This is a genomic window from uncultured Veillonella sp., from assembly GCF_937981445.1.
Classification (GTDB): domain Bacteria; phylum Bacillota; class Negativicutes; order Veillonellales; family Veillonellaceae; genus Veillonella_A.
This window is the reverse complement of the sequence record NZ_CALJON010000044.1, coordinates 104334-118090: the sequence shown is the minus strand read 5'-3', so window position 1 is coordinate 118090 and position 13757 is coordinate 104334. Positions and strand designations below refer to the sequence as shown.

Below are 13757 nucleotides of genomic sequence, written 5' to 3'. Positions count from 1 at the left end.
TTATTAATTGATTCAAAACTTATTTAGTTTCTTCCAAAGCTGAAATCTTAGCAATGCGGCGCTCGTGACGGCCACCTTCAAAATCAGTGGTTAACCAAATTTTTACAATATCACTGGCTAAACCAGGGCCAATAACGCGTTCACCCATAGTTAAAATATTAGCATTATTATGCTCCCGTGAAGCATGTGCTGAAAATGTATCATGACATAAAGCCGCGCGAATACCTGGCACTTTATTAGCAGCAATGCCAATACCGATGCCAGTGCCACAAATCAAAATTCCTCGATCGAATGTCCCTGCTGCTACAGCCTGAGCCACTGGTGCAGAAATATCAGGATAATCTACAGATTCTTCTGAATGAGTTCCAAAATCTTCATATTCAATACCTAATTCATCTAATACGGGCTTAATAGCTTCTTTTAAATGAAAGCCACCATGGTCTGCCCCAATCGCTACCTTCATGCGTCCCTCCTAGTACATATGATCATCTCGCTACAAAATTTGTAACATAATCTTTTACTTTTCTTATTATACTATAGTTATCACTATTCTACTATCTGTAATTTGCACATTTGTCCATCCTCTTTATATATTATTTATATACTACATATGTCTAATAATAATGTCCTATTATATTGCCAACTAAACTAATACTCTCTCTAAAGCACTGACCTAAACCAAAATTACTAGCGTAAACAAAAGTTACCTATGTATCATAATTAATCCAAGCTAATCTCTAGCTCTATAGCATAAGAAAAAAGGATATAGTCTGCAAAGCTACTATATCCTTTTCATAAGACATATCTATATTATTTATTATCTATGTATATATTTAATTATCTATGTACGTATTTAATTGTCTCTGTACGTATTTAATTGTCCCTGTACGTATTTAATTGTCTATATATTTATTTATCCAAATTTTCAACAATATGAGGCCAACTCTTTTCAATAAGCTCCTCAATTTGCTTAGCGCAAGCTAGATATTCCTCCTGTGTGCCACCAAAAGGGTCTTGCACATCTTCACCTGTACCAGCCAATTCACCTAGCGTAACAATTTTATCCTTCATGTGCGGAAATTGTCTAAGCAATGTATTTTTGTGATCAGAAGAAAGACCCACCACCAAATCAGCAGCTTCCATCAATGGAATGGATAACGGTCTCGTTCCATGGTCCGAAATATCTACAATATCCTTTACCGCTTCACGAGCATAAGGCGACACTGAACCTCCTGGCACGCAAAATAAACCAGCAGATAAGGTGTTTATTTCTTTCTGCTCCACTTCCGCCTTATGTCTCATTAAGCCTTCCGCCATAGGACTGCGGCAAGTATTACCGGTACAAACAAATAATATATTCATAATTAACCTCTATATCAATAAACTTTAATAAATTCTTCTACAGCACTCCACAAACACTACAGCCAATCTCACCACATATACGGCTATATGCTTCCACTTTTTATGAGGTATATGGCTCCATTTTTTATGAGGTATATGGTTCCACTTGTATCACATGATGAGCACTGGCTTTATCTAAACGGTTCATAATAGCTTTGCCTAAGCCCTTCGCTTCTACGCCAGTAGCAAAAATACGAGTTACCTTCTGTTCGTTAAATTCTAATAAAGAGCGATATAATATGCGAGCTAAACTTTTATATTCATGAGCCTTGCCATACACAATTAAATGATAAGGTACAGATAAATTTTTCAAAGTACCTTTCAATTCATGAGCTACTTCTTCACTAAGTAAAAGGCCAATTTTTTCATCAGCACCAAAAGGTATTACTAACTTTCTTAACTCTACTAATGCATCGCTAATAGGGTCAGTCATAATGCAACAGCCCTCTGGTTCATAATAATGTTTCAAACAGGATGCAAAGCGCCCCCTAGTCTCTAAAATTAAGCCTAAGGTCCTAGTCACTTCAAGTACAGGGCCTACTAATGTAATTAAATTCGCATCAGGTGCATAGTGTTTATACTTCATGCCCGGCGCCTTAGGTGTTACATCAGGTGCCGTCAAGGCTTCATCAAAATCCACCTGACCTACTACCTCTTCTAACATGTCTTTAGTAATGGCACCAGGTCGAAGAATCGTTACGCCCCCACTATGGCATTCCACTATGGTCGATTCTAGGCCTACCTCACAAGGCCCTGCATCCGCAATAGCTTCAATACGCCCCTTCATATCGCGATACACATCCTCGGCCGTAGTTGGACTTGGTCTCCCCGAAATATTCGCACTCGGTGCCGCAATGGGCACCCCAGCAGCCTTTAATATATTATGGCAAATCTCATGGTCTGGACAGCGCAGTGCCACATTAGGTAAGCCCCCAGTGGCCCGAAGTGGCACCCTATCAGATTTAGGCATAATAATTGTCAAAGGACCAGGCCAAAATGCCTCCATCAAGGCCTGCGCCACCGGTGGCACATTCTTCACTAAAGGAATGACAGCCTCACTATTAGGCACATGCAAAATAAGTGGATTATCTGAAGGTCGTCCCTTAGCTTCATAAATGCGGCTCATAGCGGCCTCATCTAGGCCATTAGCGCCTAAACCATACACGGTCTCGGTCGGAATAGCTACTAACTGCCCCTCTCGAAGGCGTGCACCTAATTCATTGATAGTTTGGGCATTAAATTCCTTATAGATCTTTGTGTCAATACACTTTGCATCAATAGGAAGCCCCTTTTTAGCATCACTATTATGTGTTTCCTTAGCTTGCTTTTTATTCATATCACTAGCATGTTCTTCCTGTGCCACTCTCTTTCAACCTCCTTATGCCAGTCGCTTTATGTCATCCCTATGAGCTGTTTACTTTTTAGTCACTTACTTTTTAGTCCATTTTATTAGTCTCTTACTTTTTAGTCCATCTTAGGGCTCGTACGATGCCACCTAAATCTTTAGTCATCGTCACATCCCCATAGGCACCATTGGATTTTGCCAATTCGATAATTGCCTCTTCTTGATGAATGCCTATTTCAAAGGCTAATAAACCACCGGTCTTTAAAAATCGAGGGGCCTGTTCTATTAACTGACGATAAAAATCGAGTCCATCTTCACCGCCATCTAAGGCCACATGCGGTTCATTTAATACTTCCGGAGCTAATGTTTTCATATCATCACTAGGAATATACGGTGGATTAGACACAATCACATCAAAGGCCTCTTCATACGTTGTTGGATCTTGTAATAGGGCCGTAAACATATCAGACTGCCATAATTTAGCCCGGTCTACTAAATGTAATTCGTCACGGTTTAAGGCCGCCATTTGCAAAGCCTCTTTAGAAATATCTAAGCCTAATCCCGTAGCCTTAGGTAAATAATGAAGCAAACTATATAAAATAGTGCCAGGTCCCGTACACATATCTAAAATATAGGGCGCTTCATCAACCGATATTTGACTAAGCAAATCTTCGATAATCGTCTCTGTATCAGGGCGAGGAATTAATACATCCTTTGATACATTGAACATGAGGCCCATAAATTCCTTCTTCCCTATGACAGCTGCCACACTATAACCACTGGCGCGCTCTATAACTAAAGGGCGAAATTTATCTAATTCTTCTTTAGTCATAGGCTTATCATAATGCGTATATAAATATATGCGGTCAACCCCTAGAACGTGAGAAAGCAGTACTTCCCCATCCAAGCGACTCGATTCGACGCCTTTACTGTGAAAATACTGCTCTGTCCATTGGAGCAGTCGACCTATTGTCCAAAGCTCCTTAGGCATTGTTATCCGTCTCCTGCATCTTAGCTGCTTGATCTGCAGCGATTAAAGCTTGAATTAATTCATCTAAATCGCCATTTAGAATTTGATCTAATTTATAAAGCGTCAAATTAATGCGGTGGTCTGTAACACGACCTTGTGGAAAATTGTACGTACGAATACGTTCGCTTCGATCGCCAGTACCAACTTGACTCTTACGATCCGCTGCTACGCTAGCCGCCGCTTCTTGTTCCGCTTTATCTTGCAACTTAGCACGTAAAACGCGCATTGCCTTATCTTTATTTTTTAATTGTGAACGTTCATCCTGACAAGCTACTACAATACCTGTTGGTTTGTGAGTAATACGCACGGCTGATTCAGTACGGTTAACATGCTGTCCACCAGCCCCACTTGCACAATAGGTATCAATTTGTAAATCCTTATCATTAATTTCAATATCCACGTCTTCTGCTTCAGGAAGCACCGCTACCGTAACTGTAGAAGTGTGAATACGACCAGATGATTCGGTCTCTGGTACACGTTGCACGCGATGTACACCAGATTCAAATTTTAATTTAGAATACGCACTATTCCCATCAACGGAAAATACGACTTCTTTAAAACCACCCAATTCAGGTGCATTGGCATCAATAATTTCACAACGCCAACCTTGTGCTTCTGCGTACTTCGTATACATGCGGAATAAATCCCCAGCAAACAAAGCCGCTTCATCACCACCAGCACCGCCACGGATTTCTACAATAACATTCTTTTCATCATTAGGATCTTTAGGCAATAAAAGAATATGTAGGCGCTCTTCTAATTCGTCTTTCTTTTCCTTTAACTCCTTTAGTTCCTCTTGTGCCATTTCACGAAATTCTTCGTCCATGGATTTATCTTCTAACACTTCAAGAGCTTCATCAATCCCTGCTAGGGTTTGTTTATACTCTCTAAATGCATTAACTGTTTCTGTTAGACTTGCGTGTTGACGCGTTAGTTTTTGCCATTCTTGTTGACGGGCAATCACCTCAGGGTCACTAATGCGCTGTTCCAAGTCCATATATTTATCTTCAATTACTTGTAGTTTATCAACTAATACCATCGAAAAAGATACCCCTTTCAGGTTAAACTAAAGTCTAATTTTCATACGCTTCTGCTTCACTAGGTCGCACCGCTTCTAAAGCCTTAATAGCCACTTCAATTTGATCATCTTCTGGCTCACGAGTAGTCATATATTGCAACCACAAGCCAGGAGTGATGAAAAACTGCACCACTGCACTCTCACTGCGCCCTGCTAAACGAATTAACTCATAAGCAATCCCTGCCACTACAGGCATGAGAATAACGCGAGATACAATGCGTTCCCAAAGACTTGGCCAACCAAGAAACGCAAAAACAAAAATGCTTGTTACCATAACAATTAACAAAAAATTAGTGCCACAACGGGCATGTAAACGCGAATGACGTCGTACATTCTCCACCGTTAATGGCATATCGTTTTCATATGTGTGAATCGTCTTATGTTCAGCGCCATGATATTGAAATACACGCTGAATATCCTTAGTTTGTCCAATGCCCCAAATATAAGCTAAGAACAAAACTAAGCGAATCAAGCCTTCAATTATGTTTAATAAGAAATGATTGTCCCCAATGCCAGGAATTAATTTCACAGCATAGGTCGGGAGAGCTAAAAATAAGCCTATCGCCACCACCGTGGAAAACACCATCGTTAAGGCGATTTCTTTATTCGTCATTTCTTCTTCCTCTTCACCGGCCGCTTTAGCTGAAAAAGCTAATGCTTTCATGCCAATAACTAAGGATTCATATAGGGCTACACAGCCGCGCAACATAGGTTTCTTCAAAATAGGATACTTGTCACTAATAGACGAAGTCGTATATGAATCAACCACTATATTACCGTCTGGCTCGCGCACTGCTGTAGCTGTATATCTTGGGCCGCGCATCATAACACCTTCAATGACTGCTTGGCCTCCAACAAATTTCTTTACTCTTTTTTCTTCCAAAGCGTCTCCTCTCATAAACAAATATAGGCAGAGCCGAAGCTCTGCCGTATTATTTGTATAGCTAGACTACAGTAATTATTTACCGTAACGCTTGTTGAATTGTTCGATACGACCGCGAGCTTGAGCAGTACGTTGCTGTCCTGTGAAGAACGGATGGCAGTTGGAGCAAACGTCAACGCGAAGATCCTTTTTAACAGAACCAGTTTTAAATGTATTGCCACAGCCACATGTTACGGTAGCTTCACCATAATTAGGATGAATTCCTTCTTTCATTCTATACACCTCTTTCCACTGTCCAAAACTATGCTTATTGATTATATCATGGAGAATCAGTTAATGCAACTATAGATACAAATTTATTCTTTCTCGCTATCTTGTTCAGCTGCTTTTTCAGCGGCCTTAGCTTCAGCGCGTTCTTTTAATGACTCTTCCATAGCTTCTTCCAAGTCTACTTCATTTAGTAAATCACGTAACGCAATGATTTCTTCTAAGGATAAGGTAATCCCTTTAGTCATACCATTGTATTCACTATCCCAAGAACGAAGGTCAAATTTAGGATTATAACGTCCCCAACTTGTACAAGTTAACTGTTTTTTCCAACCATCTTTATTTTCAGACAAAGTGCCTAATACTTTATAAATTTCAAAATTTACTACTGCCATACTATCCCTCCTCATCTACTGTTATACTGTAGCTTAATTACGTAGGTCTGTCAATTTAGTTTTTTAATTATCAAAGCGCATCGTATCTGGAATAATCTCTTCACTAAAGGAATCCATACGTGCTTCATGAGCCGCTTTTACTTTAGCAAGCTCCCTATCATAAATGAGCGCCTCATCTTTTAACGCCGCAACCAGTGAGTCCAGGGCTTCGCCCTTAATAATTTGACGTCGCACACTCCCCATCAGTTGTAAGAGAGCCGGCGTAGATACGACCATTTGTGCTAAAGTCTTTAAAATACGCTGTCCCTTTTGGCTAGTAAAGAAGCTATACCAAATATACGCGGCCCGCTCATCTGGGAAAAACCAAAATGCCTCATCTTCACGCATCGTTGGCAAATCGGTTTTAACAAGCTCTTCATACTCTTCTTCACCCATAGAACCAGAAAGACTAATAGTCGGTTCTAAAGGAACTAATGCTACACTAGGGGTAGTGCCTTGGCGCTTAACCACTAATTTCATGCCCCCCGCTGCATACATGAGCTTTTGACGATAGGCAGGTAGTTTTGTATCCACCGCCATATAGCCATCTTCACCTAAGGTAGGTAGCTGAGCTTGTAATGCCGGCGCTATACCACATAAGGATAAGCCATAGGCCACCAAAGAGAAGGTGTCCATACTGGCCAACACTTCATGAGGTAAGGCAATAAAGGATGTATCGCGTACCACGCCTTCCTCTACAGGACCAGTACTCTTAAAGCCTGAACTTAGCACTTCAGTAATAAGCAATTTAACTTTCTTTACTTCTTCAGGCATATATACAAATTCATACACACCAAGGGGCGCCCATTCACGCACTAAGTTCAAACGTTTTTGCAAGAGCATAAACTGAATAGCCATACGATTAATGCCCATTTGGTCCTGTACAGCACTAATAGGAATTAAGATATGAGCCGTTCCGTCTTCCGTAGTATTACCTACACGTGTAGCTAATTCTTCCATAATCGTTACAGGCGCTCTAAAAAGTCCTGTCGATGCCGCTACGATATGGTCAAAAATAACATCATCTGGCCATTCTGTAGTAATTGGTGCCGTAGGACATAACTCTTTTACCATGCCCGCCGTTGTGTCGGCAGGAATGTAAAAAAGTAATCGCTCTGGAGAAATTTGAGTCATAATCCAAGGCAATAGATTAATATATTCTTCCACATAGGCAAATAAAATTATACCCTCTTTGTGAGCTAATTCTGTGACAATATTTTTAATAGGCAAGGCTAAAAATTCACTACCAGAAATCCCTTCACCATAGCCCATTTCACTCACAATCATAGGTAAGGCCCCACAATCAGTGGCCCCTGGCACAGAGTTTACATACAAGGCCTTTACAGCATCTGGGTCTACTAGCAATTCATTATAAGGCAATGGTCCAAAATCGCCTTCCGTAACCTTCGCCGTGTCTAATAAAAGCTGTGCTGGCACAGCTGCTGGATTCGTTTTAAAGGACTCATCCGTTCCATCTATAATTCGCTTCATCGCAATGGCACGGACAATTTCATTTATAATTGCATCCCCTTTGATACCTAATGCCTCATAAGGCTTTAAAATTTCTCTTTGAAAATATGATGTATTGATACTTGCCATCTTACGCTTCCTTTCCTGCTGACGGACACACCTGAGCTAATGGACACTCACCACACAAAGGCTTGCGAGCCTTGCAGACTTTTCGTCCATGCCATATAATCCAATGATGTGCGGCACTCCATTTATCCATAGGAATGGCCTTCTTTAATTTTTCCTCCACTTCATCCGGTGTTTTCCCGCGAGCGAGGCCTAAGCGATTGGATACGCGAAATACATGGGTGTCCACTGCAATAGCTGGTGTGTTGAATAAAACGGAAATCAACACATTCGCTGTTTTACGTCCTACCCCAGGTAAAGTAACAAGTTCATCAAAATTCTCTGGTACCTCCCCATGGTATTGATCGACCAAGATTTGACAAGTTTTAATTAAATTAGATGCTTTAGCTCGATATAGGCCACAATCTCTAATTAAGACTTCTAGTTTAGGAACTCCTAAAGCTAACATTTTAGCTGGATGATTATAGGTTGGAAATAAACGTTTCGTAATAATGTTAACCCGTTCATCCGTGCATTGTGCAGATAGCACAACAGCCACTAGGAGCTCAAAAGGATTGCCATAATCTAACGCCACCTTCGCATCCTTATATACTGTTTCTAATATATGAATTTGTTCATTTTTTATCGCTTTTGTTACGCGCATAAGTCACTCCAACTTTTATACTAACTCATTCTAACTTTGCTGCTTTATTATAGCATTATATTACATTATCTCCAAAAACATTCTCACCATACAATAGAGAATAGTCCCTTTATCTATTGCAAAATATGATATAATACAGTATATACATGGGAGGTATCTATGAACATAAATGAAACTTTAAAACGAATTAATGAACTAGCACATAAAAAGAAATCTGGTATTCCCTTAACTGAAGAGGAATTAGCAGAAAAAAAAGAACTCTATAAAGTGTACTTAGGCTTCATCCGCAATCAAGTAAAAGATCAATTAGATCGCATTGAATTTGTAGATGAAGAGCCTACTCCTAAGCAGAGTAATACACAAGCTACGCAATCAAACAAGAAGCACTAGAGCCTAGCCTAAAGCCACAAAAACAAAGCTTATAAAAACAAAAAGCTATAAAATAAACTAAAAACAAAAGCTATAAGAATAAACTAAAAGCAAAGGCTATAAGAGTAAACTAAAAACAAAGGCTATAAGAATTACAATATTATAATAAAGAGCATAAAAATGAGCTCCCTAGTTACTACTAAGTAAACTAGGGAGCTATTTTTTATAAAGCGCCTAATTCTTTCATTGTATTATAAATAGTGGTAGCTAATCCTTGCATCTTTGCCTTAGTAACACTGCAAGCCGCTACACGGACACCATGCCCTAGAGGTACTACAAAGATATGTTTATTGGCCAATGCCTCCACAATTGCCATGCTATCTTCTGTAGGAATGGTCAAGAAAAAACCACCACAATAAGGCAAGCATGGTAAGCCCACAGTCTTAGCTTCTTCTACGAAAATGCGTGCCCGGTCTTGAATCAACTCGCAGTATTCATTGCGCTCTGCCTCATAAGCAGCGAGCTTAGCTGGGTCATTTACAATATTCGCCATAGTGCGCATAGCGGGACGACAAATATTAGACCAAGTAGCACGAGAAGTAATAGCATTGATTTCTTTAAATTCATGCGCTACCTCTTCATCAGAACTAACGCCAATCATAGCGCCTACACGTTGGCCATACATAGTAAAGCCCTTTGATAAGCTATAGCAAACAACCACTAAAATTTCCTTTGGTAAATGGCTGAATTTTTTAAAGAAACGGCGAACCGTCTGTTTTTCACCTGAATAATCAATATAGGCTACGTCACAGGCAATAATTACTTTATTCTTGCCCTTTTGAACCAATTCTTTAGAATATGCAATTACCTTATCCCAGTCAGCATCAGTCAAGCTAAAACCTGTTGGGTTGTTACCTGGCGAGTTAAAGATCAATACTACATTCTCTTGTGCCGCTGCAATAGCATCGGTTTCAGCTTTAAAGCTTTGAAAATTAAACTCTCTATTTTCATCAAATAATTGATATGTTTTTAGATAGCGATGATTGTCATTGCAAATTTGATTATACGCGCCCCAATACCAGTCAGCAGTGAGTACTGTATCTTCAGCATTAGTATAATTATGTACTAAATGATGAATGCCACCGGTGCCACCAGCTGTAGCAACAGCTTCAATAAAGGCATCAGGCTTAGATTCGCCAAAGCACTCCTTTACTACGGCCTCTAAATAATCTGGCAAACCAGCAATCGGAGCATAGGCTACATATTCATTTCTTGGTAAATTTAAATATTCCTTCTCTACTGTTTTTAAGAAAACAATGTCTCCATTTTCATCCATGATGGATCCAATTGTACCATTTATTACCTTATCTTTCCCTAATACTTTAGCCTCTTCTTGCGCTCTTGAATTCAATGCAAAAATGCAGTCTTTTGATTTTTTTCCTCGTGCATGCGAGGCTGCCATACTCATAGTCATATACGACACCTTCCCATCTGTCATAAGTAAATTACTCTTTTATAATAACGAAAATAAACGTCTCTTACAAGAGGAAAAAGCTCCAAACGAGCAAGATTTATGTGTTTTTAGAAAAGAATATTGTATACACTATGGTATTTAAAAATAAAAAAAGGAGTATCTTCATAAAGTATATTTTATGAAGATACTCCTCAATTATAATAGCATTGTATCTATACTACAGTCTAATCAAATTAGAAGTTATAGCCTACACCAGCGTGGAAGCCTTTTACAGTAGTATCATTGCCATTTAAATCGTATTTATCATATTGATAATATACATTTAAATCCCATTCATGAGTTAATGCATAGGAAGCACCTACTTGGTAAGTGTTTTTAATATCATTACCGAAGCCAACTTTTGCATAACCATTTAAGCGATCAGTGAAAGGCATGTAGCCAATAACACCAGCTTGGAAACCAGTTTCATGGTCGCCATCTACACGTACATAAGTACCGCCTGCATAAAGATTGAAATTAGGGTGAATATTGTAAACAGCAGTTAATTCATGATCTTTTAAATCGCTGCCATTGTCAACATTTACACGATTATAAGAATACTGCAAACCCCATTCATCAGTCAAACCTGTTTGCAAGGAAGCACCGAAGCCATCAGCATGACCACTTTCGCCAGTCACCTTTTGATCAAAAGAGTATTCTACAGCCACTTTATTTTGGCCTTCTTCGATTTGAGTTACAGGTACGGAAGCTGCAAAAGCTGCCCCAGTTACCATCATAGCTGCTAAGGTAGTTACTAAAAATTTGTTCTTCATTGTAATTCCTCCCTTTTACTTATAAATCAATCATATTGAATACTTATTCTGTATATAGTGTATCAAAAAACAGACTGCAATAAAAGTTTTTTTTAATTCAATACTAAGATAAAGCTACCAATACTAGGTCTATTTCACCACTATGAGGCAATCAGCCGCCTATACACTTACAGGCGGCCCGAATGGTATTTACAAGAAATTAACTGATTAGCGTTTTGCTAAGAAGCTAGGAATTTCATTGTTGCTCATGCGATCAAATGGAGATTTAGCTACGCCAGTTTTTGGTTGATTGCCAAAGCCTGTAGCGATAACTGTAATTTGAATACGATCGCCAAGATTTTCATCAATAACAGAACCAAAGATAATATTAGCTTCTGGATCTGCTGCTTCAGAAATAATTTCAGCCGCTTCATTGATTTCAAATAAAGCTAAATCGCTGCTGCCAGTAATATTTAAGAGAATGCCTTTAGCCCCTTCAATGGAAGTTTCAAGTAATGGGCTATTGATTGCCATTTTAGCGGCTTCCACAGCACGGTTTTCGCCTTCCCCAATACCAATGCCCATAAGAGCTTCCCCTTGATTGGACATAATGGATTTTACGTCAGCAAAGTCAAGATTGATAAGACCATTTACAGTAATCAAATCAGAGATGCCTTTAATCCCTTGACGAAGTACATCGTCAGCAGTGCGGAATGCATCTTGTAAGCTAGTCTTTTTGTCAACAACTTGTAATAATTTATCATTAGGAATCACGATGATTGTATCAACCTTGCTAGTGAGCATATCTACGCCACCTTCAGCTTGGCCTTTGCGTTTTTTGCCTTCAAAAGTGAATGGCTTAGTCACAACGCCCACTGTTAACGCGCCGAGCTCACGAGCGCATTCAGCTACTACAGGAGCTGCACCTGTACCAGTGCCACCGCCCATACCAGCAGTAACGAATACCATGTCAGCACCTTGTAATGCTTTCATAATTTCTTCGCGGCTTTCTTCGGCTGCTTTTTCACCAACTTCTGGATTACCACCAGCACCAAGGCCTTTAGTTTCTTTTTCGCCAATTTGAAGTTTAACTTCTGCTTTAGAGCTTTCTAATGCTTGAGTTTCTGTATTTGCTACTAAAAAGTCCACTCCTTGTAGACCACTATCAATCATGCGATTAACGGCATTGCTACCGCCGCCACCTACACCAATAACTTTAATGTTTGCGAAATCTGACATTTACGTTCCTCCTCCTGTTGCCCGTAAGTTTTCTATGTATAGTAAGTAATTCGTATTCTTCTTTATTATAACTAGTTTCATTTCATTTTACACTATTTTTTTGAAATTATCTACTCTTTATATAAAGCCAAAGTATTTTGTTGCGCAAAAATTAATCTAAATTGCTCTTATTTAGTACGACGTGACAAAACTAAGCGACGAATGGCCGCCATATTTTGGAAAAGGCGTAAGCCAAAACTAATAAGTGCCACATAGTATAAGTCGATGCCTACAATATTTCCTAAGAATACTAATAAGGCTGCCAATAAAGAATTTGAAAAGAAACCGGTTAAAAAGATAGACAAATTGAATACCCGTTCTAAAGCAGCTCGGGTACCACCAAATACACTATCCAAAGCTGCAAGTAAAGCGACTGAAGTATATTTAGCATAAATAGGAGATATTTCTATAGGCGACATCACACCTAAGAGAATCCCTATAATTAATCCGCCGGCGATAAATACATAAATCATGACTTCCTATCGCCTCCTTCAGCCGTCACTTTTACATGCTCTTCTCTAAAAGTACCTGAAAAGGCTGGTATAGCAATTTGCTCTTCTTTTTGAATTTTAAGTTCAATCCCCCAATACTTTAATGTATCTACTACGCCACCGCGCATAGTAAGGGAGGCGGATAAAGTTTTTGGATCACCAATAGCTTTAATTACAAAAGGAGGGCCAAATACTTTCCCATTGACCATAATGGTAGGTCCTGCGCAACGAACTTCTGAAGTACCTAGTAAACGTTGATCGTTTACTGCAATTGCTTCTGCACCACCAGCTCTCAGTTCGTTGAGGACTCGCAAAATATCTTCATCATGAATTAAATATAAGTTAGGATTTTCATTATCCTTCACGGGAACCTTACTATCATTTATCGTAATGACCACCCCTGGGCCACTCACATCAGTAAGGCCTGCTCTTTGTTTCAGCAAGTTAATGTCCTTCATGGCACTGGCCGATACATCGCCTTGCTGAATTTTCTCTAATTGTTCTCGAAGTTCATCGCGCTCCTTCTGAGCTGCAGTTAATTCACGTGCCAAGTCACCAGCACGTTGTAAATTTACATTGCTCTGCGCTATAGTCTGTGTCATCCGATATTGACTCACAAACATCAAGCCCATGAGCATGCTAACGGCCGCAATGGCCCAACGACCTTGCTTTAACAT

Annotated in this window: 16 protein-coding genes; 1 reads left to right on the top strand and 15 read right to left on the bottom strand. The window is 39.5% G+C overall.

The annotated features are described in order from the left end of the window. Positions 1–19 precede the first annotated feature (19 nt). The 10 genes from rpiB to nth all read right to left on the bottom strand — a co-directional run bounded on the left by rpiB (position 20) and on the right by nth (position 8677). Entirely contained in the window at positions 20–463 is a 444-nt protein-coding gene (gene rpiB / locus Q0376_RS07265) for a ribose 5-phosphate isomerase B (RefSeq protein ID WP_298705886.1), read from the bottom strand. A gap of 446 nt (positions 464–909) precedes the next feature. After that, on the bottom strand, positions 910–1362 hold the full coding sequence (locus Q0376_RS07260; RefSeq protein WP_298705883.1) for a low molecular weight protein arginine phosphatase: 453 nt from the start codon (positions 1360–1362) through the stop codon (positions 910–912). 124 nt (positions 1363–1486) lie between these two features. Beyond that, on the bottom strand, positions 1487–2665 hold the full coding sequence (locus Q0376_RS07255; RefSeq protein ID WP_298705948.1) for an L-threonylcarbamoyladenylate synthase: 1179 nt from the start codon (positions 2663–2665) through the stop codon (positions 1487–1489). Positions 2666–2858: 193 nt separating this feature from the next. After that, positions 2859–3737: a peptide chain release factor N(5)-glutamine methyltransferase gene (gene prmC, locus Q0376_RS07250; RefSeq protein WP_298705880.1), complete on the bottom strand. Its 879-nt coding sequence runs from the start codon at positions 3735–3737 to the stop codon at positions 2859–2861. Continuing rightward, a complete protein-coding gene (gene prfA / locus Q0376_RS07245; protein ID WP_298705877.1) occupies positions 3730–4815 on the bottom strand; it encodes a peptide chain release factor 1 in 1086 nt (361 codons plus the stop codon). Before prfA ends, prmC begins: the two co-directional genes overlap by 8 nt. Before the next feature lie 34 nt (positions 4816–4849). Continuing rightward, positions 4850–5752 carry a DUF1385 domain-containing protein gene (locus Q0376_RS07240; protein WP_298705874.1) on the bottom strand — a complete coding sequence of 301 codons (903 nt, stop codon included), beginning with the start codon at positions 5750–5752 and terminating at the stop codon, positions 4850–4852. A 60-nt stretch (positions 5753–5812) separates the two neighbouring features. After that, positions 5813–6010 (bottom strand): 50S ribosomal protein L31, encoded by a 198-nt coding sequence (rpmE, locus tag Q0376_RS07235; RefSeq protein ID WP_298705870.1) that lies wholly within the window; start codon positions 6008–6010, stop codon positions 5813–5815. Positions 6011–6093: 83 nt separating this feature from the next. Next, on the bottom strand, positions 6094–6399 hold the full coding sequence (locus tag Q0376_RS07230; RefSeq protein WP_298705867.1) for a YdbC family protein: 306 nt from the start codon (positions 6397–6399) through the stop codon (positions 6094–6096). 63 nt (positions 6400–6462) lie between these two features. Next, the gene (locus Q0376_RS07225; protein WP_298705864.1) at positions 6463–8037 is read right to left on the bottom strand and encodes a hypothetical protein; all 1575 of its coding nucleotides are present in this window, start codon (positions 8035–8037) and stop codon (positions 6463–6465) included. Position 8038: 1 nt separating this feature from the next. Beyond that, positions 8039–8677, bottom strand: a complete 639-nt coding sequence (nth, locus tag Q0376_RS07220) for an endonuclease III (RefSeq protein WP_298705861.1) — start codon at positions 8675–8677, stop codon at positions 8039–8041. Between the two features lie 159 nt (positions 8678–8836). Between nth and Q0376_RS07215 the strand changes: the two genes are divergently transcribed. Beyond that, the gene (locus Q0376_RS07215) at positions 8837–9067 is read left to right on the top strand and encodes a DUF896 domain-containing protein (protein WP_298705858.1); all 231 of its coding nucleotides are present in this window, start codon (positions 8837–8839) and stop codon (positions 9065–9067) included. A 202-nt stretch (positions 9068–9269) separates the two neighbouring features. On the opposite strand, the gene Q0376_RS07210 is transcribed toward Q0376_RS07215, so the two are convergent. From Q0376_RS07210 to Q0376_RS07190, 5 genes are all read right to left on the bottom strand, one after another. Beyond that, positions 9270–10520, bottom strand: a complete 1251-nt coding sequence (locus Q0376_RS07210; RefSeq protein ID WP_298705945.1) for a pyridoxal phosphate-dependent aminotransferase — start codon at positions 10518–10520, stop codon at positions 9270–9272. A 233-nt stretch (positions 10521–10753) separates the two neighbouring features. After that, a complete protein-coding gene (locus Q0376_RS07205) occupies positions 10754–11332 on the bottom strand; it encodes an outer membrane beta-barrel protein (RefSeq protein WP_298705855.1) in 579 nt (192 codons plus the stop codon). A gap of 207 nt (positions 11333–11539) precedes the next feature. Further along, a complete protein-coding gene (gene ftsZ, locus Q0376_RS07200; protein WP_298705851.1) occupies positions 11540–12550 on the bottom strand; it encodes a cell division protein FtsZ in 1011 nt (336 codons plus the stop codon). Between the two features lie 167 nt (positions 12551–12717). Then, positions 12718–13062, bottom strand: coding sequence for a small basic family protein (locus tag Q0376_RS07195; protein WP_298705848.1), 345 nt, complete (start codon positions 13060–13062; stop codon positions 12718–12720). Further along, entirely contained in the window at positions 13059–13757 is a 699-nt protein-coding gene (locus tag Q0376_RS07190; protein ID WP_298705845.1) for a DUF881 domain-containing protein, read from the bottom strand. The genes Q0376_RS07195 and Q0376_RS07190 overlap by 4 nt, the downstream gene beginning before the upstream one ends.

What these genes read in the sequence shown, in the direction of transcription:
- rpiB (WP_298705886.1), bottom strand. Translation starts at nt 463, where the DNA reads ATGAAGGTAGCGATTGGGGCAGACCATGGTGGCTTTCATTTAAAAGAA.
- Q0376_RS07260 (WP_298705883.1), bottom strand. Translation starts at nt 1,362, where the DNA reads ATGAATATATTATTTGTTTGTACCGGTAATACTTGCCGCAGTCCTATG.
- prmC (WP_298705880.1), bottom strand. Translation starts at nt 3,737, where the DNA reads ATGCCTAAGGAGCTTTGGACAATAGGTCGACTGCTCCAATGGACAGAG.
- prfA (WP_298705877.1), bottom strand. Translation starts at nt 4,815, where the DNA reads ATGGTATTAGTTGATAAACTACAAGTAATTGAAGATAAATATATGGAC.
- Q0376_RS07240 (WP_298705874.1), bottom strand. Translation starts at nt 5,752, where the DNA reads ATGAGAGGAGACGCTTTGGAAGAAAAAAGAGTAAAGAAATTTGTTGGA.
- rpmE (WP_298705870.1), bottom strand. Translation starts at nt 6,010, where the DNA reads ATGAAAGAAGGAATTCATCCTAATTATGGTGAAGCTACCGTAACATGT.
- Q0376_RS07230 (WP_298705867.1), bottom strand. Translation starts at nt 6,399, where the DNA reads ATGGCAGTAGTAAATTTTGAAATTTATAAAGTATTAGGCACTTTGTCT.
- Q0376_RS07225 (WP_298705864.1), bottom strand. Translation starts at nt 8,037, where the DNA reads ATGGCAAGTATCAATACATCATATTTTCAAAGAGAAATTTTAAAGCCT.
- nth (WP_298705861.1), bottom strand. Translation starts at nt 8,677, where the DNA reads ATGCGCGTAACAAAAGCGATAAAAAATGAACAAATTCATATATTAGAA.
- Q0376_RS07215 (WP_298705858.1), top strand. Translation starts at nt 8,837, where the DNA reads ATGAACATAAATGAAACTTTAAAACGAATTAATGAACTAGCACATAAA.
- Q0376_RS07210 (WP_298705945.1), bottom strand. Translation starts at nt 10,520, where the DNA reads ATGACTATGAGTATGGCAGCCTCGCATGCACGAGGAAAAAAATCAAAA.
- Q0376_RS07205 (WP_298705855.1), bottom strand. Translation starts at nt 11,332, where the DNA reads ATGAAGAACAAATTTTTAGTAACTACCTTAGCAGCTATGATGGTAACT.
- ftsZ (WP_298705851.1), bottom strand. Translation starts at nt 12,550, where the DNA reads ATGTCAGATTTCGCAAACATTAAAGTTATTGGTGTAGGTGGCGGCGGT.
- Q0376_RS07195 (WP_298705848.1), bottom strand. Translation starts at nt 13,062, where the DNA reads ATGATTTATGTATTTATCGCCGGCGGATTAATTATAGGGATTCTCTTA.
- Q0376_RS07190 (WP_298705845.1), bottom strand. Translation starts at nt 13,757, where the DNA reads ATGTTAAAGCAAGGTCGTTGGGCCATTGCGGCCGTTAGCATGCTCATG.